The following is a 24535-nucleotide window of genomic DNA, read 5'->3' as shown; positions in this document are numbered from 1 at the left end:
TTTTCTGAAAAAGGACTGTGACAAATATCACTCTTTCGGTGATATTTGTCACTTCCATCCAGTTCCATATTAACCTTTAACCTTATTCTTTGCCAGGCAATCTTAGATTAGTTGTCGAATCTTCCGTAGAATGCGTTGCGGTATACATCAGCAAGCTCAGATACCAGCGGCATTTTTGGGTTGGCAGTTGTACATTGGTCTTCAAATGCACGGTCAGCCAGGTAATCTACACGGGATTCGAAGTCCTTAGGATCAAAGCCGAGAGCCGAGAAGGATTCTTCGATGCCGAGTTTTTTGTTCATGTCGCGGATTGCATTGATCAGGCTGGTTACGCCTTCTTCGGTAGTGCGTGCAGGCAATCCTAGAATGCGGGCGATTTCAGCATACCGTTCGTCAGCTACAAAGTGCGAATATTTAGGGAACGCAGCGAACTTCGTAGGTTTCTTAGCATTGTAACGGATAACATGCGGCATCAGGATAGCATTGGTACGGCCATGTGCTGTGTGATACTGTCCGCCCCATTTGTGCGCCAAGCTGTGGTTGATACCCAGGAATGCATTAGCAAATGCCATACCGGCAAGTGTCGAAGCGTTGTGCATTTTTTCGCGGGCAAGCTTGTCGCCTTGCAGTGCGGATTTCTCCAGCCACTGGAATACCAGTTGAATGGCTTTGATTGCCAAACCGTCGGAATAGTCACTAGCCATTACAGATACATAAGCTTCAATTGCATGTGTCAATACATCCATACCTGTATCGGCAACAGCAGTTTTCGGCAAGCTGTATACAAACTCAGGATCAATAATAGCTACGTCTGGAGTCAGCTCATAATCAGCAAGCGGATACTTAGTATTATTGCCAGTTGTCTTATCAGTAATTACTGCGAACGATGTTACTTCGGAACCCGTACCGGAAGTTGTTGGAATCGCAACGAATTTCGCTTTGTTGCCGAGCTTAGGGAATTTGTATACCCGTTTGCGGATATCCATGAACTTCTGTTTCAGGCCGTTGAAGTCTGCATCCGGGTGTTCGTAGAACAACCACATTCCTTTTGCAGCATCCATTGGGGAACCGCCGCCGAGTGCGATGATGCAGTCCGGCTGGAATCTATTCATCATTGCAGCGCCTTTTTCTACAGTAGTTGTCGATGGATCCGGCTCAACTTCCGAGAACACTTCGATCGCTACCGGAGTCTGGCGTTGACGCAGATAATGCTCAACTCTTTCCACATAGCCCAGTTTAACCATCATAGGGTCAGTGATAATTGCTACACGAGTGATATCAGGCATTTTGGCCAGGTACTGTGTGGATCCCTTTTCGAAGTAAATCTTGTCAGGTACTTTAAACCATTGCATATTCACGGTACGACGGTTCACCCTTTTCACGTTGATCAGATTGATTGCAGTCACGTTTTGCGATACAGAGTTGCGTCCATAAGATCCGCAGCCCAGTGTCAGGGAAGGGATATTAGTATTGTAGAGATCGCCGATTGCGCCGTGTGTGGATGGCGAGTTGACGAGAATACGTCCGGTTTGCAGACGGTTGGAGAACTTCATGATTACTTCTTCGTTGTTCGAGTGGATAGCCGAGCTGTGGCCCATGCCGCCAAATTCAACGATTTCAGCTGCGCGTTCGATACCCTGGTCTGCGTTCTTCACTTTGTAGCAAGCCAGAACCGGGCTCAGCTTCTCAGCGGACAGCGGATATTTAGTACCTACGCCTTCAAGTTCAGCTACCAGGATCTTCGTGCCGGCAGGAACCTGAATTCCGCACATTTCAGCGATCTTCACAGCGGATTGGCCGACGATGGCCGGGTTAACCGCACATTTTTCAACATTCATTGCGCCGCTTGTCAGCTTGGCAGCTTCTTCTTTGTTTACGAAGTAGCAGCCGTTCGCAATCATTTTCTTCTTCACTTGGTCAAAAATCGCTTCTTCAATGATAACCGCTTGCTCGGAAGCACAGATCATACCATTATCGAATGTTTTGGAAAGGATGATGTCTGTTACTGCCTGATCAATGTCAGCACTCTTCTCAATGAAAGCAGGAACGTTACCAGGACCTACGCCGAGTGCCGGTTTGCCGCAGCTGTAAGCCGCTTTAACCATTGCCGATCCGCCGGTTGCCAGAATCAGTGCAACGTCAGGATTGTTCATCAGTGCGTTTGTTTTGTCCATGGTCGGAAGTTCGATCCATTGGATGAAGTTCTCAGGAGCGCCAGCCTTCACACCTGCATCATGTAGAATTTTTGCGGCTGCAGCACTACACTCTTGCGCAGAAGGATGGAATCCGAATATAATAGGGTTACGTGTCTTAGCGGAAATCAAAGCTTTAAACATCGTGGTGGATGTTGGGTTGGTTACCGGTGTGATACCCATAATGATTCCGACAGGTTCAGCAATCTTCTGGAAGCTGTCATAAGCGTTATCCTCAATAACGCCTACTGTCTTGTCGTACTTAATTCCGTGCCAGATATATTCAGTTGAGAAGATGTTCTTCGTAATTTTGTCTTCATAGACACCGCGTCCTGTTTCTTCAACGGCCAGCTTAGCCAGGTACATATGTTTGTCGAGTCCGGCCAACGCCATTGCATGAACGATTGTGTTAGTTTGCTCTTGATCCAGTCCCATGAACGCTTCATGAGCTTTCTTTGCTTTATCCACCAAAGTCTGAATATATTCTTCAGCGGTGGTTTGTTTCACTTGGGCGGCGACTTCGTTTTTAACTGCCATCTCCCTCGTCCTCCTGTCAATTTTTAGGTTGTTTTTCTCTACACATTTATCTTATCATATCCTTTTCACCTTGTATAGTGAAATCTTTCACAAAGTATAAAGTTTTTTTTGATTTGTTTTCAAAGCGCTTTCATTCAATCATATTCTAGTCTATTTTCCATTTGTTGTGTGATAAATCGCTGAAATTTGTCCATTTTGCGAACGTCAGCCCTCTAGCCTCCCCTGCTTTTCATGAATCCAGCTCTTCAGCCTTGTTTTTTTCCAGAATAACGGTGCTATCTGATGTTCTTTCTAATCTTCGTCAACACTGCTCACCGGCCGCATTCTCTTACATAGAAGTATAAATATAAATCACGACAAGCAAAAAGGCAGGAGACCGGGTCTCCTGCCTTAGCGTTATAAATCCTCTACCAAGCATCGTAACGACTCATTCTGCAAGTGACTATTCCACTTTGATAGTATCGAAGAATTTCTCTTGTACAGTTTTGGCTGCAGCGTCGAGCTGGGCCTTGGAATCTGTACCATCCTTGGAGAATAGCTCCTGGATTACATTGGACATAGTTGCGTAGTAATCCTGAGTATTGTATTGTGCTTCAGGCTTACCATCCAGCAGCGCCATAATTTCCGGGCTGTATTGATAAACGATGTCGTACTTGTCATAGACAGCTTTGGTCTTCTTGCCGAAGTCGGAATCCGCAGCGTAGTAATCAAGGAGCGGCGGGATGTAGTATTTGCCGTCCGTTTTGCGCTGGCTGATAATCGCGTCAAGAGCTTCAAGGCCTTTGTCAGAGAAGTAATCGAAAGTAATATAGCGGAAGGCCATTTCCTGCTCGTCTTTGCTGGCGTTCGGATTGATAACCAGATAGTCACCGCCGAGTACACCGGTATGCTTGCCGCCTTTTTCAGCAGCTGGCATCGGGTAAGTAAGTACATCTTCAGGTTTGAGTCCGCCCTGGTTGAGCGCCTGCTCGATAACACCGTCAGATCCGGCCATTACCATAGCAGTACGTCCCTGCTGGAACGCGCCTACAGCATCGCCCCATCCAAGCGCCCAGTCCTGAGGAACAGCTTTGGCTTCCCATCTCAGCTTCTTATAGAAATCCAGCGCCTTCACACCGGCATCCGAATTGAATGTAGCTACAACCTTGCCGCCTTCAATCTTCTGGATTTCACCGCCTGCTTCGAACAGGAAGTTGGTCCAGTTCCAGCCTGCTTCGTTGCCTTTACCCATTGGAGCAATACCGGAGATCCCCTTCTTGGTATCCGCTACCCCTTTGGCGGTATTCAGCATATCATCCCAGGTCCAGTCCATTGGAGGGACGGCTACACCTTTTTCATCCAGCATCTTTTTATTGATCATCGTTGTGGTGACATAACCCTTTTGCGTTACGCCATACACTTTGCCGTCAATAATGAACTGGTTCTGCAGGACAGGGTTAATCTGATCCTTGAATTCATAGTTGTTCCACAGATCCGTAACATCAGCGACCCAGCCCTTCTCGACCAGGAATTTCGCTTCAGTCGCATAGGTGTTGAAGAAGGTAGGAGCTTCATTCGCCGCCATCTTCACACCGATTTCGCTTACATTGTACTGCCAGTCATCCTTCACAATCTCTACATTCGGATAGACCTCCTGGAACCGCTTGATCTTGTCATCCTCCTGTGCTCTTACCTCGGTAAGGTCAGGGGTAGGATAGTGAATTTTGATCGTTACTTTTCTCTGGGTGATATCATCTACCGGTGCTTCTGTCGGAGCCACTGTCTCCTCTGCTGCATTAGTAGCTGCTGGTGCAGGTGTCGCCTCTCCTCCATTTGCCGCCGGTTTGTTCCCGTTATTATTGCCGCCGCAAGCGGACAATAACGTTCCCGTCACCAGGAGACATGCTAATACGCTGGAAAATTTACGCATTGAAACTCCCCTTTTCAATTCATAATTAGCTTACAAATTCATCATAAAAGAGAAACCGTTTACAAACGAGGTGTATTTATATTCCTTTCATGTGCAGGTTTACGATCCATATCCTCCTGCAGCATAATTCTGATCACCCTTTAACAGCCGACAACGAAACACCGCGCATAATGAACTTCTGGAAGATCAGGAAGACCAGGATCGGCGGTAAAGACACAAGGAACAGAATGGCAAATTTGATGTTCGTATTCAGTGCTTTTACATTAATAACGTATTTGTAGATCGCTGTGGCGAGTGTGTACTTATCCTCACTGTGCATGACTAGCGACGGCCAGAACCAGTCGTTCCAGGCTGTGGAGAAGATAAAGATTGCCAGTGTCGCAAAAATCGGAATCGACAGCGGAACGGCAATGGTGAAGAAGCTTCTCGGCTCCGAGGCCCCGTCAATCCGTGCGGCTTCAAGAATCTCCGGATGAATCCCGTCGAAGAAGTTCTTAAGCAGCAGGAAGAAGAAGGTATTCGCACCAGCCGGCAGCCAGAAAGCCGCATACTGGTTCAGCAGCCCGAGTTCCTTGAGATTGACAAAGTTCGGGATCATATAGCTCGTGGCCGGAATAAACAGCGTCATCAGGAAGAAGAAGTAGAAGGCCTTGCGGTAAGGCACATTCATCCGTGAGATGCTGAAGGACGCCAGGCCCAGTATAACCAGGGTAGCTACCATGTTCCCGACAAAGATGTACAGCGTGTTCCGCAGGAACATCGGCAGATTGATATAATCCAGCGCATCCTTAAGGTTGCTGAAATGCCACTCCTGCGGAAAAAAATGCGGCGGGAATGAGTTAACCTCCACGTTGGACTTAAGTCCGTTGAACATGGTCATCAATATAGGATACAGCATGCTGAAAATCATTAAAAGAATGAAAAACACCATGATTCCGTATACGATTTTGTTGCCGGTCTTCTTAAGATCATGTTCGGAGAGAATCCCTCTGTCTGCGCTCTTCATCCTAGTTGTCCTCCTTGTTAAGCTTGAACTGTAAAATGCCCAAACCGCCCAGAATTACAAACATCAGCATCCCCAGCGCAGTCGCCGTACCATAATCCAGTCTTGTAAAAGCATATTTCACAATGAGCAGCGCATAGGTCAGCGTAGCATTGTTCGGTCCTCCGTCAAGAAGGGCCATCTGCGACTGGTAGCCTTGAGAGGTAGCAATGATCTGCAGAATCAGCATGAGCAGAATCAGATTGCGCAGCGATGGCAGGGTAATATGGCGGATGCGGGCCCAGACTCCGGCTCCATCAATCTCAGCAGCCTCATACCAGTCCCGGGGAATACTGAGCACCGCAGCGAGATAGATCAGCATCCCCGAGCCGAACTGCTGCCAGGTCTCCATGAAGACAAGCGAGATCATCGACCACCTGGTATCCGTCAGGAAAGCGATCTGATCTGCCCCCGTGCTGCCAATCAGGGCATTAATCGGTCCGACGGGATCATACAGCCATCTCCATAGTCCGTACAAGACAACCGCAGGCATTACATAAGGCAAATACGCCGCTACGCGTACGAATCCGCCGAATTTTCTCAGCTCGGAGATCGCAATCGCAAAAGCAATCGGTACCCAGAAGCCGATCACAAGGCAGAGCAGCATGTAGTAAAGCGTGTTTTTCACAGCGGTCAGCACATCCGGGTCCGTAAGCGCTCTGGCATAATTGTCCATGCCTACGAATGTATTTCCTTTGACGAAATCCACCGTGTAGAAGCTGTACAGGAATCCTTTGAAAATGGGCACCCACATAAACATAATGAAGATGATGATCGCGGGGACGAGGAACATAAAGCCCCAAAAATTCTTTTTCCAGCGGTTCTGTTTGTACGGCTTGCTCTCGAGCTCCGCTGGCAGGTGATCATGTAACGCAGCAGACTGGTTCATTCTGGCTCCCTCATTCCTTTCGTCTTTCAGCACTTTCGCAAAGTGCTTCCTACCTTAATTGTAGAAAATGAGGGGGAGGCTGAACATGTCTATATCTATGGCAATCGTAAGCGTTCTTACTTCTTCAGTTCACTGGGGCTGATTCCGTAGTATTTTTTGAAAATCTTGCTGAAATGCTCCGGCGACTCATACCCCACCCGCTCAGCAATCTCATACCGGCGCAGATCGGTATTCAGAATCATCTCCCGGCTGTCCTCCATCCGCAGCTTGATCACATATTCCCACAGGTTATGGCCTGTATTTTTCTTGAACAGGTAACTCAGATAGTTGGGGCTGACATGGTTCTTCTTGGCAACCTCATGGATCGTTAAGCCCTTCTGGGCGTAATTCCCGTCAATATACTCCTTGGCCTTCTGCACAATCAGATTGCTGTGCGTATGCAGCTCCTCGGGTGACGGATCAGCGGCATAGTTGTTCCAGTTGAAATCGCCATAGTAGAACACATAGTGGTCAGCATGCTCTTTGTTCCATAGAATGGCCTTCGAGGCCTGGCGGTTCAGCACATCCATGAAGCTGATTCCTTTGAGAATCTGGCTGATGCCGATTACAGCATTCAGATGCAGATAGCGGTGGATATTGAAATGCAGACTGCGCCCGAGCACATCAAGCCGTCCTACCTGACCGGTTGCCGATTCCTCGTAGCTCCTCTCATCCCACTGGATAATCACTGTAATCTCCTGGTCCGGTGAATAGAAGGCTGTAGAATTCCACTCCTGATCGAGCAGCTCCTTGGCAATGTTCAGGGCGGCATAACGCAGCAGACTGCGGTCCCGGGAAGTATATTTCTGCTCACGCCGTTCTTCCGGCAAGGGGAGCTTGATTTTGATGACGGCAAAAAACGGCCCCTGCAGCTTCAGCTCATCCAGCTTACGCAGCTCTTCCTCCTTCCCCAGCACTGAAGCGGTTTCGGCAAGCAGCGTATTCAGCAGTTCGCTGTACTCCGGGAGAGGCTCCTCCAGGCGGAAGCTTTCACTAATCCCGTCCATGTAGGTGGCCAGCTCCGGTGACGGCTTATCCATCTTGAGGACTACACTGCGCACCGAATCAAGGAATTGCTCACTGTTCAGCGGCTTGATCAGATAATCCTTAGCTCCCAGCCGGACGGCCATCTGGGCATACTGAAAGGTCTCATGCGCAGAGATTACGATCGTCTGCACCCATGGTTTGGCCATTTTGGCATGCTGCATCAGTTCGATGCCGCTCATCGCTCCCATCTGAATATCCGTAACGAGCAGATCAATCTCTTCCATCCGGATACAATCCAGTGCCTCAAATCCGCTGTTCGCGGTATAAATATGGTCAATATCAAGGCCTGAAGCGGCCAGCAGACTGCTTAGCCCTTTACAAATAAGCGGCTCATCATCAACAACCAGTATATTGAACACCTTGTTCTCTCCTCTACTCTATAGTCTCTGATTTCGGAAGCGTCACTGTCACCACGGTTCCTCCGCCGGCTCGCGGCCCATAGCTGATGCCGTAATCCGGGCCGAAATGCAAATGCACCCGCTGATTGATATTGCGTATGCCGTAGCCGCCGACCGGGCTCAGGCTGTCATCATTCAGTACATGGTCAATTGCCTTGTAATCGACCTGCTTATAGCCGTTATCCTCAATGGTAATCAGAATCCTGTCATTCTGCAGAACGGAGGTGATGATGATTTCGCCGTCCTCATCCATATTTTTGACCCCGTGAATAATGGCATTTTCGATTAACGGCTGCAGGGTGATCTTGGGAATCAGATTGCTTTTGGTTTCAGGGGCAATGTTCCAGATGACGGCGAACACATAGTCATACCGGTGCTGCTGCAGCTTGATGTAGGCACTGGCGTGCTCCAGCTCCTCTTCGAGCGTGATCAGCTCCCGGCCCCGGCTTAAGCTGATCTTCATCAGCTTGGATAATTCCTTGATCATTTCGGCGGATTCCAGATTGCCCTCCAGCGAGCTTTTCCAATAAATACTCTCCAGGGTGTTGTACAGTAAATGCGGATTGATCTGCTGATAGAGCAGCTGCAGCTGGGATTCCTTCTGCTTGATCTCCATCTGGTATTTGTACATGATCAGGCTGTTGAGCCTGCGGGCCATATCATAGGTGGAAGCAATCAGCACACTGACCTCATCGTTGCTGCCTCTCCGGGGAGTCTCGGGAACGCGGTTGCCCGGCTCATACTTGCGCACAAAAAAAGCCAGCTTCTGCAAAGGAGTCATCAGTGAACGCCAAAAATACGTGATAATGATCAGCCCAAACAGCGCGTAAGCAACGGTTATGTATTGAATGACACGTTTCATTTCGTTCTGCTGCTGCAGCAGCGCCTTGACCGGAACCTTATACACCAGCTTCTGCTCGAAGGCGTGATTGTTGTTGACTACATATATGAAGTCATCCGTGATGATATCCTCAGTCCCCTCCGGGTCACCGGCTTCAGAACCCTCAGGCAGAGCAATAACTTCCCCCGTTGAATTCGTAGTAGAGGCAAGCACACGGTTACTCATGTCGGTCAGATAAATTTCCCCGTCCGGCAGGGAGATGGATTTCAGCGACTCTCCGATCTTCGATTCCATCTTGGTCACGACCAGCACGCCGATCGTGCCTACACCTCTATAGATATTATTAACTGCCCTGACATAAGTGAGCGTCTTCAGATCCTCGGCCTGCGGGCTCAGCTTCTCGGTGAACATCAGATAACCGTGGCCCTTCTGCTGCACCACCTGCTCGAACCAATAAGGCATTTCACCCTTGGAGAAAAAATAAACCCCCGCCTTCTTCACCTGCGGGAAATTGGGAGCGAAAAAGTAATAGTTATCCGGGTCATACACATACAGCGAGTAATAGATCCCGTCGCCCCGCTCGGCTCCCTGGGAGTAGCTGCCCAGTAGCTTCTCAATGGTTTCGTACCGTTCGACGCGTTCAAGCACCGGATCATCCCCGCTCATATTCAGCTGCTGCAGGATCGGATTCTGGATGACGGTCGTCGTAATTTTGTTAACCGTATCAATATCTCTGTTAATGATGGCGAAATTCTGCTTGTTCAGCTCCACATAGGCATTGGTCACATGGCGCTTGAGAATCTCTTCCGCCTTATAGTTGCCGTAGCTGTTCAGAATCAGGATGGGCGAGATCATAATCAGGAACAGCAGAATCAGCTGCTGCTTGACGTTCAGCTTCACGATGGGTTTAATAAGCATCGACAACATCTGGATACACCTCCAGTTTCAATAATATAACAAACCTACAAACGCTTACATAGGTTTATTTCAAAGTTCTTTATGTTCATTTGTATGGAGTTTCACCATTATTATATTTAAACAAAAACCAGCCATAACACGAAGCTACCGTGCCAGACTGGTTTTTATCACAATTATTCTCTCTCGAGTTCGTTCTCTATCGTTCTCAAAAAAGCAAGCACAGCAACAATCATCTGCTCCAGCCCCCGTTGTTCAATCGGAAAATGACCCGCGCCCTCTAAAATCACATACTCTTTTCTGCTTTTGAGATTATCGTAAAACGGTTTACTGAAGCGGTAAGGAGTCATAGGGTCTAATTGAGGATGAACGAGCAATACCGGGCAAACCTCAAAGTTCTCAGGTTTAATCACAGGTTTCATATTTAAGAACGTTCTTAGTAAGCGTAAGGGAATAGATGTGCCTGCCGCAAGGCAATCATTCATAATGAGTCTGGTCAGTTCAGCGTTGTTCGTGATCCATTTCATCCGGGATACTTTATTCACAGAGATCTGCAAGGAGTCTAATAGGGAAGGGAATTGATTCATACACCATCCCCCTAACCGGCTAATGAGTTTGTTAGGAGCTAACTGATCACGAACTTTTGAATCACTCGTATCCACAAATGTTGTTGCAATTAACCCTTTGACCCGTTTACTTTGTACAGCAGTGTGATAAGCTAACATGCCTCCAATACTGGAGCCCAGCAGAATGATAGGCTTGCCGTCCCGTTTCAGCTCCTGTTCGATCAATTCATTAAGGATGTCAATCCAGAGCTGATAATCCAATGATTCCGCTGAATCGGTATAGCTTAGACCATAAGGCGGCAGATCCGGCGACACTACTTCATAACCGTAGGTTTGCAGCATTCGTGCATAAGGAGCCAACAACCTGCCATTGCCGCCAGCTCCATGAATGAAAATAATTTTCAATTGTGCATCAGGAACAGGCATACGATCCAGGTGAATATGAGCATTGTTCCATGTCATCCACTCTTCTGTGGGTAAGTGATTTTCATTGATCTGCATGTCATCAGGGAAAAACTTTTGATATTGTTTCCAATAGGTCACCGATTGATTATAGGAAGAATCCTTGTTCATAAATATACCGTTCCTCTCTCAGGGGACCGGAATTTCTTTTTCCATAATAAAATCATCCATGACGAATCCATTCCCGATATCCGCAATTTGTTCCCTTAGGGTCCGAAAGCCTTTTCTCTTATAGACTGCAATACTGGATTCATTATCACGATTGACCGTTAGCCAAATATGAGTCAGGTTTCTGTCTTGGCACAGATTCTCCAGGAAGGCCAACGCCTGGCTGGCATAGCTGCGCCCCCTGTACTCCTTGCCTATATAAAACTTGCTCAAGAAGAGCTTTCCTTCCTCTTGTCTGGCCGACATATAACCGGCTGTGGAGCCTTCACCGTTATGGATTAAGTAATATTCATAACCCTGATGATGGATCTGATGCGTAATCGCCGGAACCGATTGGAACTTTCCAAGCATATAATCGATCTGCTCGGCGGTAATAATGGAGATATAATATTCGCGCCATATTTCTGCCGCCAATCGGGCAACCTCAGCGGTTTCTTCCGCTGTATGCACATGTGAAAATCTAAGCTTCATTATATGTACCTCCTTTGGGCGCGGACATAGCAGCAGAAGCTCATGCTCTGGTGTAACCGTTCAATTGCAGCCAGGAGGCGCAGGCATCTGTCCAGGTCCGGGTATGCGGTTCTTCGGTGCCAAGCCCAATCCCATGTACGCCATGTGCATAAATGTGAAGATCGAACGGAATTTGATGGCGGCTCAGTGCTCCTGCGAACAGCAGGCTGTTCTCAAGCGGAACGGAAGCGTCATCCGAGGTATGCCAGAGGAACGTTGGCGGAGTCCCCGCAGTCACCTGCTGCTCGCTGCTTAGCCGCTGAGTCAATTGCTCACCGGGACTATCCCCCAGCAGGTTGGACTTCGAGCCCTGATGTGTTACCCCTTCGGTCATCGAGATGACCGGATAGCACAGAATCAGGCGGTCCGGACGGCTTGACAGCCTCTCCAGCGGCTCCGGATGATCGGGATTTCCCAGATCATATAACACCCCGGCCGTCGAAGCCAGATGTCCGCCGGCAGAGAAGCCCAGAATGCCGAGACGGTCCGGGTCAATTCCGAATTCATCCGCCCGGAAGCGGATCGTCCGCAGTGCTCTTTGCGCATCCTGCAGCGCACTCGGGTATTTATAAGGTGCAACACGGTAGCGCAGCACAAACGCTGAAATCCCGAGTGTATTCAACCATTCAGCAACCGGCCCTCCCTCGTGATCGGCACGCATCGCATAGCCGCCTCCCGGACAAATCACAACAGCGGCATTCTGCTTGCCTTCAACTAGATAAGGTGTAATCGCGGGCCGGTCCTCATCACTGGTTCCCAGCGCTCCAGGCGCACCTTCAGGCCATAGCAATAACGTTTCCATCTTCATCCCTCAAGCTTTCCTTCTATAATAGAATAAGTAATAGAGGAAATAAGTTCCTCTAGGCAATTCTATCAAGGTCTTACAGTTCATGCAATCCGGATACTACCAGATCTGCCTCCTTCAGCACATCCCGTTTCCCGATGCCAACGACCTGCATTCCCGCAGCTTTCCCGGCGGCTACACCGGCCTCGGCATCCTCGAATACCACGCAGTCCTGCGGCTGCAGGCCCAGTTCCCGGCATGCAGTCTGAAACACTTCCGGGTCCGGCTTTGCCCTGGATACCTTATTGCCGTCAACAACGGCATCGAACAGCCCTGCAATATTCAGCTTATCCAGTATAAATACGGCATTCTTACTGGCTGAACCGAGGGCAACCCCTACACCGCGCATTCTAAGACCGCTGAGGTATGCCTTGACACCAGGCAGCAGCTCCGATTCATCCAGTACGGAGATGTATTCCATGTAAAGGCGGTTTTTCTTATCTGCCATGACAAGCTTCTCCGCTTCACTGAATTCCAGCCCGCCAATCTCCAGCAGGATATCCAGTGATCTCATCCGGCTTACACCCTTGAGCCGTTCATTATGCTCTACCGTGAACTGGAATCCAAGCTCTTCTGCCAGCGAGCGCCACGCAAGATAGTGATATTTGGCCGTATCTACAATTACGCCGTCCAGATCAAAAATTGCACCTTTCATTTGCTCCAGCATCTGTTATATGTCCTCCTTATCGCTTCTTGTTTGCTTGATTATTTTGTAGTGAAGGTCCGGTAAATTATCTAATTCCTGCCCAGCATACAACATTCCCCTCATGAAATCGGCCATAATTACAAGATTGTTGTATGAAAGGCAGCATTTATCCTCCACCAAGCGACTTAACGGGATAATTCTTGTATTTCATACAACAATCGGCCTGAACGGGCAGTTATTATGTTTTCAAGTTGCAGTACATACAACAATTAGGCCTGTACAGTGTTTACTTAAGAGTCTAAAAAGTCTTAATTACCAGCTTAAATTACATATCTAATTCTAATGTTGCCGAATTGTCGTGACTCCGGAGTCCGCATTCTCCTCTGCAGCCCCTTGCGCTTTACCTTGGGCCCGCAGCCGCAGCTGTATACCCGGACGGCACAGCTCCGGTTCGCCGCAGAAGCTGGCGAATGCTACAGCTTCGCTGTTGTCCGGCGCTGCGGTAACGGTGATCTCTTCCCGGCTGATCTGCAGCCGGAAGCTACTTCCGCGCAGCACAACCGGCAGCTCCACAGCGTTCCACTCCTTAGGCAGCGCCGGATTCACCACAGCGGTCACGCCATCAAACTGCAGACCTGCGAAGCCGAGCACCGCTGCCATCCATGCGCCGCCGTTCGCAGCCGGATGGGTTCCGCCGATATAAAGATCGCCGACATACTGCTTCGATTCTCCGGTGAGATCTACAGTGGCTGTACGCATAAAGTACGGATATCCCCAGTCAGGCAAGCCGATATCGGCAGCGACAAGTGCGTAGATGCACGGACTAAGGCTGGAACCATGCTCGGTTCGAGGCTCATAGAATTCCCAGTTGGCCCGCTTCACTTCCTTACTGAATTTGCCCTTGAACAGGTTCAGCATCAGCACGACATCGGCCTGCTTCAGTATTCTTGAGGTGGTAGCCAGCCCGTTGCCTCCGCCTAAGTACTCATTTTTGTTGATTACCCGCGACTTCAGCTCAGCCAGCGTAACCTCTTCCAGCTTCAGATAGCGGTCGAACTGTTCAATAACCAGGGTGTCCGGGTCCGGCTGCGGAACATAGAAATGCTCCAGCATATCTGTGAACTCAGCCAGGAACGGCCCCTCAGCAAACTGCCCTGCCAACTCCGCATACACAGCAGGGTATTTGTCCTGCAGCAGACCCGCTGTCCGCAGTGCAATTTCCAGTGTCTCCTGCACAAGAGCATTGGTGAACGCATTATTGTTGACCCGCTCATGATATTCATCCGGTCCGGTAACATCCAGAATCTCATAACGTTTCTTCACCGGATTATAATAAGCATACGAGTACAAGAAGCGCGCACATTCCCAGATGACCTCAGCGCCGCCATCGGCAAGCATACTGTCATCTCCGGTGAACTGGATATACTGCCAGATCCCGTGCACGACATCTGCGCTGATATGCACTTGCTTATCCCGGAAATAGGTCCGCATTGGCCGTCCGGTAAACACATCATTCACATTGAACAGTGTGCAGGCATCATCTCCCGAATCCTGGCTCTCCCAGGCATAAAAAGCACCCAGATACCCATACTCAGCTGCCTTACGGCGGGCACCGTCCAGTGTATGAATGCGGTACATCATCAGATTGCGGGCAATGCCGGGATCACTATGCAGGAAGAACGGCAGCATGAACATTTCCGTGTCCCAGAACACAGCCCCTTTATAGACTTGGCCGGATAGGCCGCGAGCAGGAATGGATACTTTCTCAGACAACGTTGGCGCAATAATCAGCAGCTGATAAATGCTGTACCGGAGAGCGAACTGCGCATCATCATCTCCTTCGATCACCACATCGCTGCTTAACCATCGCTCTTCCCATTTCCGGCAATGGGCTGCCAGCAGCTCTGCATAACCTGCCGCAGCCGCAGCTTTGACTGTTCGTACCGCCTGTTCAGCAGGTTCCTCCTCCATGTCCAGCCCGGTGAACACGGCCACATATTTGTACCATTCATAAGTCTCTCCAGCCTTGGCGTCAAAAGAAACCGTCCGGAGCGCTGCCCCCCCATGGATAAGCTGCTCTGCAAATGCGAAATCCGTCTGCTCAGCAACCGCCACCGGCAGCTGTAATTCACCAGTAACAGCCGTTGCCAGGAGCACGCCCTCCTTCAGCTGATTCCGCTGCTCAAACAGATGGGGGCCATTGATATCCCAGACCGCACCGTCAATCCCTGTCTTTATCTCTATCCGGCAATCCACAGTACTATGAATTGTCCATTTACCGGCCAGCACATGCAGCTGATCCATGCTGACGAACCGCTCAGCAGTGAGGGTCACCTGTCCGCCGTCCCGGATACTGAACACCGTCTCCCGCCGGTGAACTGCTGCGCGGAGTTCCAGGCTCTGTATATGAGCCAGCGGCTCCGTCTCCAGAACGCTAAGCACTTTCCCGTCACAGCTGATCACAGTGAACATACCGTTCGGGGCATTCACCGGCTCGCGCCATTTGTCTCCCGCTCTGTCGTATACCCCGGCCAAGGTAACAGCCGTGAGCTGCTCCTTGCCGAACTCCTCGAGCACACCCCGGAAGCCCATATACCCGTTACCGGTCATATATTTATTCCCATTGGTCGTAATCCTGCCAGGTTCGAAGCTGCGTTCGCTTACGGTCCAGTTCATTATGCCATCATCCCTTCACCGAGCGGAAGCCTCGTACCTGCAGTATCCACTAGAACCGGCTGACCATAAATAGTAACCTCAGTGCTTCCACCCTCTATCGCTCTGAAGCTGACCGAATCTTTGTTCACAATAATTCCGAGCAGCACGCCCTCATACCTCACCTGGAAGCTATAGGAGGTCCAGCGCTGCGGCAGTGTAGGCTGGAAGGACAGACGGGCACCATCAGAACGCATGCCGCCGAAGCCGTACACAATGTTCATCCAGGCTGCTGCAATCGAAGTTGTATGCAATCCTTCTCTGGTATTGCGATTGTAGTTATCCAGATCCAGCCGGGTAGCGAACTCGAAGAAATGATAAGCTTCCTCATGTTTGCCGACTTCACTGGCCAGAATGGAATGAATGGACGGCGAGAGTGAGGATTCATGGATACATCTGGATTCGTAGTATTCATAATTCGCAAGCTTGGCTTCTCTGGAGAACTGTCCGTTATATAAGAACATGAACATCAGCACATCCGGCTGCTTGATCATGTCATAGCGGTACAGGCGGTCATACGACCAATTCGAGTAGAGCGGGAATTCGGTCACCGGAATCGAGTGAATATCGATATGAGGCATATCAAAGAATCCGTCATGCTCCTCATACACCCCACTCTCTGTATCCAGCAGAATCTTCATATGCTCGCGTTTGTTGTCCCAATCGGCCAATTCCTCTTCGCGGAGCTCTGTTTTGGCAACAACGTCTGCATATGCTTCAGGTGTCTTCACCTTCATCTCGGCAATGGTTTCGAGCGTGAATTCAAATAATTTCTTAGCCATCAGATTGATATAGCAGTTGTTGTTGACCATCAGCTGAAATTCGTCAGGTCCCATTACGCCGAAATAACCGTATTCTCCGCTGCGCTGACCCCACTGGCCGCGGGTCGCATAGAAGCGGCTGATCTGAATCAGCATCTCAGCACCTTTGCTGTAGAGGAATTCCCGGTCACCTGTATTCTTCACATAATGCCAGATGCCGTAGGAAACGGCTGTTCCCACATGCAGCTGAAGGTTAGAGTGCTGCCACAGATCACAGCTCTCAGTCCCGTCAATCGTGGCAATGGGATAAAAAGCGCCTTCGCAATCCACATCCTTCCCGCGCTGCATGGCTTCCGGCAGTGTCTTATAGCGGAACTCCAGCAGGCTGCGGGCAGCCTTCGGATTATTGAACAAATAGAACGGCAGACAGTAGGATTCCGTATCCCAGAAGGCCAGACCGCGGTATGCTTCACCCGTGAGCCCTTTGGCACCGATATTATAGCCCGGATGATCTCCATGATAGGTCTGATACAGCTGGAAAATGCAGAACCGGATTCCCTGCTGGTTCTCGGGATCGCCTTCAATAGTGATATCGCTGGTTGCCCAGATACCACTCCAGTAAGAGGCTTGGTCAGCAAACACCTGTTGCTCTTCCAGCCCGCTTACCCCTGCTGCAAGCTCCATACCTTCAGCCCAGAGGCTATCCGCCGTACGGAAGGCTTTGTTGTCCGCCGCATTCACGACGAGCTTGGTGAAGGAAGCCGGCGCTCCTTGAGACAGTTCAAGCGAGAATTTCCGTCCGATGAACCGGTCGCGCTCCAGAAGCTCTGTATTTAAAGGCTGGGAGGACTGAAGTATAAACCCGGAGAACAGCTTGTTCCCGGTTGTCAGCGTACTTCCCAGGATAGCTGTAACAGCCCCTTCGTCTCCGCTGCGCAGCTGCTTCCACATGCTCTGGCCGTGTTCTTCGTGGATCATGTTGAAATCAAGGCCAGTACAGATATCTACACACCCCGTGAAGTTAAGCGGCTCAAAGGTGATCTGCTGCAGACCCAGGTGAGACATTGTCATACTTACCAGGCGCGTGAAGCTGATCTGCAGCTGTTTGCCGTCCGGCAGATGCCAGATGAATTCCCTCCGGTATGTCCCGGTACGGAAATCCAGTCTTCGGGAGTAATTCGTAACCTTGCTATGAGCCAGATCGAGCTGTAAGCCATCAACGGATATCCGGGTATACAGCCAGTCCACCGCATTCACCATATAACGGAGTGTCCGGATAATGCCCTTATAATGGTTGCCGACATCCATCTGCTCGTTTAGCCCATTCAAGTAGCTGCCAGGCAGTGAATCTCCGCTGTACCCTTCTTCGGCATACCCCCGCACGCCCATATACTCATTGCCCAGTGAAAAAATCGATTCTGAGGTCCGGTTACGCTCCGGATCAAAGCCCTCTTCTATAATCGCCCACGGATCGACCTTCAGATATTTGTCCGCCACTTTTGCCATATTTGATTTCTCCTTCTCTAGGGGAATGTTCCGCCCTTCCCGCAGTTGTCCACGGAGGTACGGACGTTCAGTTCCAGAGTATCTCTAAGCACCTTCAGGACCAAGGTCTGCTTATAACGGAGTTATGTGCATTTTTACGGAAATGGGGAAATCCTGCAGTGTGGGGTATAATATTTTAAACAATTCAGTGCTTTATCTGTAAAAACAAAAAAAGCCGCAAGCTCCCAGGATCTATCAAGAATAGGAGACAGCTGCTATAATATCCTGTAATACAGGTTATGGACCCCACTTTTGGTGCGAAAACATATCATATCTCACACAAATGAAGTGAAAATTATCACAATGTAAAAAATTCGACACTTTTTCGCGAAAATTTTTACCCATAAAGAGGAATTTACATGTATAATTAATTTAAAATTTACTGAAAAACTGAGGGAATAAAGGGGATGTCGATTATGATAAAGGAACATTATAATGTTATCGAAGCCCGCGGCAATACAAACTGTTTCTCCGAACAGAACTTTAACCGGCTATTGGTCACAATGAAGGAGCGCATGGTCCCTGAAGGCTCTCACCTATTCTGGGAAGGCGACTATTCGGATAAATTGTTTTATATCAAACGTGGACGTGTGAAACTAACCAAATCAACTGACGAAGGCAAGGAGCTAATCCTGTATATGTATCAGGCCGGTGACATGGTTGGTCAGGCAGACCCCTTCTTCAGCACGAAGCATAGCTTCACTGCCGAAGTAATTGAAGAAAGTGAAGTCGGCGTCATCGAGCAGAAGGATCTGGAGATTCTGATCTGCCAGCACTGTGATTTCGCGATTGACTTCATGAAATGGATGGGGATTCATCACCGTCTCACGCAGACGAAATTCCGCGACCTGATGATGTACGGCAAACCGGGTGCACTCTGCTCTACGCTGATCCGTCTGGGCAACACCTATGGAGAGAAGACCGGCGACAGCATTCTGATCAATAAAAAAATTACGCATACAGATCTGTCCAACATGATTGGCGCTACCCGCGAAAGTGTTAACCGTATGCTGAGCGATCTGCGTAAAAAAGACGCTGTAGAGTATGAGAACGGCATGATTGTCATCAAGGATCTGTCGATGCTTCAGGACATCTGCCACTGTGAATTATGCCCTAATGAAATTTGCCGAATTTAATTCCTAATAATAATACCCTCTATTCACCTCAATGAAACATATATGACCCAATAAATTAATAGAGTGGTCGAAGGCGCCCTGTCCGGCGTCTTTTTTTCTTGTCTGCTGAAGAGATTCCCGCGCTGCCAGCAATTCTACAAGGTCTTTATTTCCCAAGAATCATAGTATTCCGTCCCCATAGTCAGCTCATCACCGCTAAGCCACTTCGCTGCCAGTACAGCTGCCGGTGAAGCCGAATCCAGCGTGATCCGGGCTAATTCCACCCATTCCATTCCGCTCGAATCCTGTTCCGCAAAAGCTGAAATAGCTGCTGGCGTCTGCTCCCCGTCCAATTCAACCTGGTACAACGCTGCCAAATGATGCATATGCGTGAAGTCTTCCTCCTGATAACGGACAAAAAAATCGAATATGCCCAGGTTTCGTTCTACCTTGACTGCAAATCCGGTCTCTTCCATGAATTCTCTGACCAGGCCGTCAAGTAGTGATTCGTTCTCTTCGAGTCTTCCGCCAGGCAGATCGTATCTTCCGGTGTATGGCCCTCTTCCCTTATGAATTACCAGCAGCTTGCCGTCACGCTGGAAAATTCCATATACGCCAAAATGGTTAAAGCTCTTCATGACTGTCCACTCCCTGATTCGAGTCCTAACAGCTTACCACAGATAGATGCTTCCTTTCAGTGACAAAAAAGTCCCGCAGTAATTAAACTGCGGGGCTTCCAAATTAACTTATTTTCTTAGTCTGCATGGCAGTTGATACTTTACGGGGACTACGCACAGGTGAGATCAGCCAGTATGCCATGCCGACGAATACACCGCCGCCGATGATATTGCCTAGCGTAACAGGAATCATGTTATGCAGCCAGCCGGCAATGCTCACGGTCTCGGGATGATTCGGCAGCAGCACTGCCACGCTGAGCAGCGTCATGTTCGCTACACTGTGTTCGTAGCCGCTCGCGATGAAGGCGAACAGGCACCACCAGATCAGCACCAGCTTCGCCGCTTCACTCTTAGCGCGGGAGGACATCCACAGCGCCAGGCAGACCAGCCAGTTACAGAGAATACCGCGGAAGAACAGCTCCGAGAACGGCAGGCTCATCTTCTTGGCTGCTGCCGCGAAGATCAGATGCTCGGCAGGCGCTGCCTTAAAGAGACCCGATCCCTGAATCAGCAGGGCAAGAACCACTGCACCGGCTACATTGCCGAGGAATACCAGGACCCAGTTCTTCACGGTATCCCAGACCGTAGTTCTCCCGGCAAGCGTGCTTACCGTGAAGAACATATTATTTCCTGTGAACAGCTCCGAGCCAGCGAATACAACCAGGGTCAAGGCAATCCCGAAGGAGGCGCCCATAATCAGCGGCTGGAACGGTGACTTGATCGCTGCCAGCGGCGCCCCCAGCGAGAAGATCAGAATAATACCAATACCTACATAAGCTCCTGCCAGGAGTGCCGCCAAGAAATATTTGGGCAGGCTCTCATTCATTTTGTCGCGTTTGCCTACGGCTGTCTCAACGATATTCTCTACGCTCTGCGTAAACATATCTACACCTGCTCTTCTTTTAATTTATAGCCTTGCCACTGCCGCAGGCAGACTAACCTTGACGACTCCGTCCTCCACAACAACCGGATGGACTACTGCCTGACCGCGGTCCGGAGCCTGAACTTCTCCGGTCCGCAGATCGATTTTCCAGTCATGAAGCGGGTCATACAGATAATAGCCGGATACAATTCCCTCAGCGAGCGGACCGCCCTTGGGGTGGGGACTGTGGTTCTCCACGGCATAGAAAGTGCCATCCGATGTGCGGAATATAGCTAACTCCACCTCTCCTGCATTTACTACCCGGCCAATCTGCAGCATGAAATCGTCTGCGGCTCCTACTGCATACTCTCGATTACTGAGTTCCATAATTTTCTCTCCCTCTCCCTTCAGGCTAGACCCGTGTCTGTTCGAACAGTGCTGTGCGGGTACCGTTGTCATCCAGCATCTTTTTCCATGGATCACTGACTTGTGCCAGGGCGAAGTCAATCCGTGCAGCGAGTTCTTTCCGGTTGTCATCACTGCCCAGAATAACGGTCTGGATATGCTCAAGGCCCATACGTTCTACCCATTCTGAAGTTCTCTCCAGGTAATTGCCGGTTTCACGGTAATACTGCATTACGGCGGAGCAGACCTCGACCAGCTCTTCATCGGTTCTTACCTTGCAGAAAGCATCAGCGATCCGTGGCTTAATGCCGCCGTTTCCGCCGATAAAGACTTCCCAGCCTCCGTCATTGCCGACAATGCCGATATCCTTCGTGCAGGATTCTGCACAGTTACGCGGACAGCCGTTAACCGCCATTTTGAACTTGGCCGGCATATCCAGGCGCTCATACTTGCGCTCAAGCATAGCGCCCATGCCCATGGAATCCTGTGTGCCAAAGCGGCAGAACTGCGAACCTACACAGGTCTTCACAGTGCGCAGGGATTTCGCATAGCCATAGCCGGACGGCATATCCAGCTCCTCCCACACCTTCGGTACATCCTCTTTTTTGACACCGATCAGATCCAGACGTTGCCCGCCGGTCACCTTCACAACCTTCACATCATATTTCAGGGAAACATCGGCAATCCGTTTCAAATCCTCGGGAGTGGTAACCCCTCCGTACATCCGCGGAATAACCGTATAAGTTCCGTCCTTCTGAATATTGGCGCTCATCCGTTCATTAACGAAGCGCGATTCCTTCTCGTCCTCATGGGTGTCCGGATAGATCATACCCAGATAATAGTTCACAGCAGGACGGCATTTAGAACAGCCTTCCGGCTGCTTCCAGTCCAGCACATGCATAACTTCTTTGGTGGTTTTGAGCCCTTTAGCCGTAATTTCGGCTACAATCTCATCCCGGCTAAGCGGGGTGCAGCTGCAGATCCCCTGCTTGACGCTTTGCTGGAAGCTGTCCCCTAATACGAACTGCAGAATCTGCTCAACAACTGGCTTACAGCCGCCGCAGGAACGGGTCGCTCCGGTGCAGGCTTTGATTTCATCCACTGTAGTGAAGCCATTCTCCGTAACGGCATCAACAATCGCCTTTTTGGTAACCCCGTTGCAGCCGCAGACAATTTCTTCATCGGCCATTGCTTCAACGGATAGACCTTTCTTGGCTCCGCCTCCGCCGCAGCAGCCTGTGCCCATGACCTCTCCATAGATCTCATCGGTCATTTCTGTTCCCTGCTTCACCAGCTTCTGCAGGCTCGCTGATTCCGTTACATCACCGAACAGAACCGCACCGACAATAATGTTGTTTTTGAGCAAAATCTTCTTATAGGTTCTCTTCCACTCATCCTTGGCGGATATGACGGTATGCTCCGCTGTTTCGGTGAACTCTCCGGCCGAGAAAACATCAACACCGGAAATCTTGAGCTTCGTCGCGACAACCGAACCTTCGTATCCCGGAGTCTGCACACCTGACAAATGCTTGGCCAGTACCATCCCCTGCTCGAAAAGCGGCGCTACCAGACCATAGCAGGTCCCCCGGTGCTCCGTACATTCACCGACAGAATACACGTTAGCCATGGAGGTCTGCAGATAGTCATTGACGACAATCCCGCGGTTAACCTCGATGCCGCTATCCTTGGCAAGCTGAACATTAGGTTTAATTCCGACTGCCATTACCACAAATTCTGCGGGCAACTCACTGCCGTCACTGAAGCGCAGCCCCGTAACCCGCTCTTCTCCAGTCAATTCGACCGTCTGCTTGCCCATGGCGAATTTCACACCTTGACGCGCAAGCTCCGCCTGCAGCATAGAAGATGCCGTACGGTCCAGCTGCCGTTCCATCAAATCCTCGAGCAGATGCACAACGGTAACGTCCATCCCCAGATTCACGAGGCCTTTGGCTGCTTCAAGACCAAGCAGACCTCCGCCGATTACAGCTGCCGTGCGGTATTGCTTCGCTGCGGCCAGCATGGCATCGCAATCTGCGATATCACGGAAGCCGACTACCCCGTCCTTTGTACTGCCCGGAACAGGTAATATAAACGAATTAGAACCCGTAGCAATGATAACCTTGTCGTAATGAACCGCCTGTCCGTTATCTGTAATCACCTGCCTGGTTTGTTCATCAATCCGGATGACAGTCGTTCCAGTATGCAGGGTAATATTGTTATCCTCATACCACTGACGGTCATTCAGGATAATATCTTCAATGGTTTTACTGCCTTCGAGAACATAGGACAGCATAATCCGGTTGTAATTGGGATGCGGCTCACTGCCGAAGATCGTGATATCATAAGCGCCGCCCAGCTTTAAAATCTGCTCAATAGTGCCTACACCCGCCATGCCATTGCCAATCAGCACTAACTTTTCTCTGTTCGCTGTCACTGGTAGGACCCTCCTTCAAAACTCAGATTTCTTCACAAACTTGCTTTATAGTGAAATTATACTGCCCAAAATTCCCCGGCATTTGTGATTCCAGTCACATTAAATGTGAAACATTTCACATAAAGTAAAAGACACAAAAAAAGGACCCCGCGCACTCGGCACAGAAATCCTTGTATCCGCTAAAACGGATTCCGCTATCGTAATTACTTTAGAACCAGTGATATCTCCAGCTTGTCCTGCGGTCTGAGCTTCATATCCACACCATTGCCCAGCAGCGCTTTGTCATTAACCTTCAGTTTCCACTCCTCACTGCTGAGTGGCGTGTAATCCATTACGGTAAGAACCGTCTTGTTATTTTCTGCCAGCTTAATCATCCCGCTGTTCTTCATAAGTCCCTTCACTGACAAATCTTCCGTAAAGGACAGCACATGCGAATGCGTCAGCTCAGGCTGTTCACTCCCGCCGTTCACCGTAAGGATAACCGGTTGAAATAACGCCCCGGCTGCGGCCGGCTGCGCCGTGAAGACAATCGCCGCTCCAGCCTCGATTGTACTGTTCCAGTCCGTAAGTTTCTTGCTGTTCACCTGTACTTCCCACATCATATCCTGACTAAGCGCAACCCTATTGACCTCAAGAATACTATAGCCGTCTGCAGCAAAAGTAACGATCCCGCTCTTTCTCAGCAGTTCTATGAAGGAATTACCTTCTTTATAAGCTTCGTTAAGCAGTCTGCCGGAGGTACCGGCCATTTCACGTTCACCCACCAGAATTGAAAAAGATAGTCCTGTGCTTCCGCCGGTGTTTCCCGGTCCCAGAACCGAGCTGCAGCCGCTGGCTGTGATTATAAAAACAAGGCACAGCAGTAAGCGCCCCATCCATTTCGTGGACATTCCACGGCACCGCCTTCTTATGTAATATCCCTGACTCTTTAAGGATACCGCATAGAAGACCTGTTCTCAAATTATTTCTGTTCTAAACCTTACGTTCTTTATAACAAAAAAGTCCCCGAAGGGACTTTC

The 24535-nt window shown here is 49.7% G+C and carries 18 protein-coding genes; 1 reads left to right on the top strand and 17 read right to left on the bottom strand.

The window, feature by feature from the left end:
- Positions 1–107: 107 nt before the first annotated feature.
- The 12 genes from adhE to QW71_RS07195 all read right to left on the bottom strand — a co-directional run bounded on the left by adhE (position 108) and on the right by QW71_RS07195 (position 17984).
- A complete protein-coding gene (gene adhE / locus QW71_RS07250; RefSeq protein WP_039295437.1) occupies positions 108–2729 on the bottom strand; it encodes a bifunctional acetaldehyde-CoA/alcohol dehydrogenase in 2622 nt (873 codons plus the stop codon).
- Positions 2730–3171: 442 nt separating this feature from the next.
- Positions 3172–4638, bottom strand: coding sequence for an ABC transporter substrate-binding protein (locus tag QW71_RS07245; RefSeq protein WP_039295435.1), 1467 nt, complete (start codon positions 4636–4638; stop codon positions 3172–3174).
- Positions 4639–4771: 133 nt separating this feature from the next.
- Positions 4772–5644: a carbohydrate ABC transporter permease gene (locus tag QW71_RS07240; protein ID WP_039295433.1), complete on the bottom strand. Its 873-nt coding sequence runs from the start codon at positions 5642–5644 to the stop codon at positions 4772–4774.
- Between the two features lies 1 nt (position 5645).
- On the bottom strand, positions 5646–6473 hold the full coding sequence (locus tag QW71_RS07235) for a carbohydrate ABC transporter permease (RefSeq protein ID WP_152679708.1): 828 nt from the start codon (positions 6471–6473) through the stop codon (positions 5646–5648).
- 212 nt (positions 6474–6685) lie between these two features.
- On the bottom strand, positions 6686–8014 hold the full coding sequence (locus tag QW71_RS07230; protein ID WP_039295431.1) for a response regulator: 1329 nt from the start codon (positions 8012–8014) through the stop codon (positions 6686–6688).
- Positions 8015–8027: 13 nt separating this feature from the next.
- Positions 8028–9821 carry a sensor histidine kinase gene (locus QW71_RS07225; RefSeq protein ID WP_039295429.1) on the bottom strand — a complete coding sequence of 598 codons (1794 nt, stop codon included), beginning with the start codon at positions 9819–9821 and terminating at the stop codon, positions 8028–8030.
- Positions 9822–9985: 164 nt separating this feature from the next.
- Positions 9986–10948: an alpha/beta hydrolase gene (locus QW71_RS07220; RefSeq protein WP_039295427.1), complete on the bottom strand. Its 963-nt coding sequence runs from the start codon at positions 10946–10948 to the stop codon at positions 9986–9988.
- An 18-nt stretch (positions 10949–10966) separates the two neighbouring features.
- Positions 10967–11476, bottom strand: coding sequence for a GNAT family N-acetyltransferase (locus QW71_RS07215; protein ID WP_039295426.1), 510 nt, complete (start codon positions 11474–11476; stop codon positions 10967–10969).
- A gap of 40 nt (positions 11477–11516) precedes the next feature.
- Complete coding sequence (locus tag QW71_RS07210; protein WP_039295535.1) at positions 11517–12317, bottom strand: alpha/beta hydrolase; 801 nt, start codon at positions 12315–12317, stop codon at positions 11517–11519.
- Positions 12318–12396: 79 nt separating this feature from the next.
- A complete protein-coding gene (pgmB, locus tag QW71_RS07205; RefSeq protein WP_039295424.1) occupies positions 12397–13026 on the bottom strand; it encodes a beta-phosphoglucomutase in 630 nt (209 codons plus the stop codon).
- A gap of 318 nt (positions 13027–13344) precedes the next feature.
- Complete coding sequence (locus QW71_RS07200; protein WP_047013665.1) at positions 13345–15681, bottom strand: glycosyl hydrolase family 65 protein; 2337 nt, start codon at positions 15679–15681, stop codon at positions 13345–13347.
- Complete coding sequence (locus QW71_RS07195; protein ID WP_039295422.1) at positions 15681–17984, bottom strand: glycoside hydrolase family 65 protein; 2304 nt, start codon at positions 17982–17984, stop codon at positions 15681–15683. The genes QW71_RS07200 and QW71_RS07195 overlap by 1 nt, the downstream gene beginning before the upstream one ends.
- Positions 17985–18439: 455 nt before the next feature.
- On the opposite strand from QW71_RS07195, the gene QW71_RS07190 reads away from it, so the two are divergent.
- Positions 18440–19159 carry a Crp/Fnr family transcriptional regulator gene (locus QW71_RS07190; protein WP_216626496.1) on the top strand — a complete coding sequence of 240 codons (720 nt, stop codon included), beginning with the start codon at positions 18440–18442 and terminating at the stop codon, positions 19157–19159.
- 134 nt (positions 19160–19293) lie between these two features.
- Here QW71_RS07190 and QW71_RS07185 read toward each other — a convergent pair whose 3' ends face one another.
- From QW71_RS07185 to QW71_RS07165, 5 genes are all read right to left on the bottom strand, one after another.
- A complete protein-coding gene (locus QW71_RS07185) occupies positions 19294–19776 on the bottom strand; it encodes an NUDIX hydrolase (RefSeq protein WP_039295421.1) in 483 nt (160 codons plus the stop codon).
- Positions 19777–19879: 103 nt separating this feature from the next.
- Positions 19880–20698, bottom strand: a complete 819-nt coding sequence (locus QW71_RS07180) for a formate/nitrite transporter family protein (RefSeq protein ID WP_039295420.1) — start codon at positions 20696–20698, stop codon at positions 19880–19882.
- Positions 20699–20722: 24 nt separating this feature from the next.
- The gene (gene nirD / locus QW71_RS07175) at positions 20723–21064 is read right to left on the bottom strand and encodes a nitrite reductase small subunit NirD (RefSeq protein ID WP_039295419.1); all 342 of its coding nucleotides are present in this window, start codon (positions 21062–21064) and stop codon (positions 20723–20725) included.
- Positions 21065–21089: 25 nt separating this feature from the next.
- Positions 21090–23516 carry a nitrite reductase large subunit NirB gene (nirB, locus tag QW71_RS07170; RefSeq protein ID WP_039295418.1) on the bottom strand — a complete coding sequence of 809 codons (2427 nt, stop codon included), beginning with the start codon at positions 23514–23516 and terminating at the stop codon, positions 21090–21092.
- Between the two features lie 203 nt (positions 23517–23719).
- A complete protein-coding gene (locus QW71_RS07165; RefSeq protein WP_039295417.1) occupies positions 23720–24406 on the bottom strand; it encodes a hypothetical protein in 687 nt (228 codons plus the stop codon).
- Between the last annotated feature and the right edge of the window lie 129 nt (positions 24407–24535).

Origin of the sequence: Paenibacillus sp. IHB B 3415, from assembly GCF_000802655.2 — a bacterium.
GTDB classification, from domain to species: Bacteria; Bacillota; Bacilli; order Paenibacillales; family Paenibacillaceae; genus Paenibacillus_AQ; species Paenibacillus_AQ phytohabitans.
Note: the sequence above shows the minus strand (reverse complement) of the source record. Positions and strands in the feature narration are given on the sequence as shown.

Excerpts from the sequence above, each read along its gene's own strand:
- QW71_RS07190 (WP_216626496.1), top strand. The coding sequence starts at position 18,440 with ATGATAAAGGAACATTATAATGTTATCGAAGCCCGCGGCAATACAAAC.
- QW71_RS07245 (WP_039295435.1), bottom strand. The coding sequence starts at position 4,638 with ATGCGTAAATTTTCCAGCGTATTAGCATGTCTCCTGGTGACGGGAACG.
- QW71_RS07240 (WP_039295433.1), bottom strand. The coding sequence starts at position 5,644 with ATGAAGAGCGCAGACAGAGGGATTCTCTCCGAACATGATCTTAAGAAG.
- adhE (WP_039295437.1), bottom strand. The coding sequence starts at position 2,729 with ATGGCAGTTAAAAACGAAGTCGCCGCCCAAGTGAAACAAACCACCGCT.
- QW71_RS07180 (WP_039295420.1), bottom strand. The coding sequence starts at position 20,698 with ATGTTTACGCAGAGCGTAGAGAATATCGTTGAGACAGCCGTAGGCAAA.
- QW71_RS07195 (WP_039295422.1), bottom strand. The coding sequence starts at position 17,984 with ATGGCAAAAGTGGCGGACAAATATCTGAAGGTCGATCCGTGGGCGATT.
- QW71_RS07215 (WP_039295426.1), bottom strand. The coding sequence starts at position 11,476 with ATGAAGCTTAGATTTTCACATGTGCATACAGCGGAAGAAACCGCTGAG.
- QW71_RS07225 (WP_039295429.1), bottom strand. The coding sequence starts at position 9,821 with ATGTTGTCGATGCTTATTAAACCCATCGTGAAGCTGAACGTCAAGCAG.
- QW71_RS07185 (WP_039295421.1), bottom strand. The coding sequence starts at position 19,776 with ATGAAGAGCTTTAACCATTTTGGCGTATATGGAATTTTCCAGCGTGAC.
- nirD (WP_039295419.1), bottom strand. The coding sequence starts at position 21,064 with ATGGAACTCAGTAATCGAGAGTATGCAGTAGGAGCCGCAGACGATTTC.
- QW71_RS07200 (WP_047013665.1), bottom strand. The coding sequence starts at position 15,681 with ATGAACTGGACCGTAAGCGAACGCAGCTTCGAACCTGGCAGGATTACG.
- QW71_RS07165 (WP_039295417.1), bottom strand. The coding sequence starts at position 24,406 with ATGTCCACGAAATGGATGGGGCGCTTACTGCTGTGCCTTGTTTTTATA.
- QW71_RS07210 (WP_039295535.1), bottom strand. The coding sequence starts at position 12,317 with ATGGAAACGTTATTGCTATGGCCTGAAGGTGCGCCTGGAGCGCTGGGA.
- QW71_RS07235 (WP_152679708.1), bottom strand. The coding sequence starts at position 6,473 with ATGTTCCTCGTCCCCGCGATCATCATCTTCATTATGTTTATGTGGGTG.
- pgmB (WP_039295424.1), bottom strand. The coding sequence starts at position 13,026 with ATGCTGGAGCAAATGAAAGGTGCAATTTTTGATCTGGACGGCGTAATT.
- QW71_RS07220 (WP_039295427.1), bottom strand. The coding sequence starts at position 10,948 with ATGAACAAGGATTCTTCCTATAATCAATCGGTGACCTATTGGAAACAA.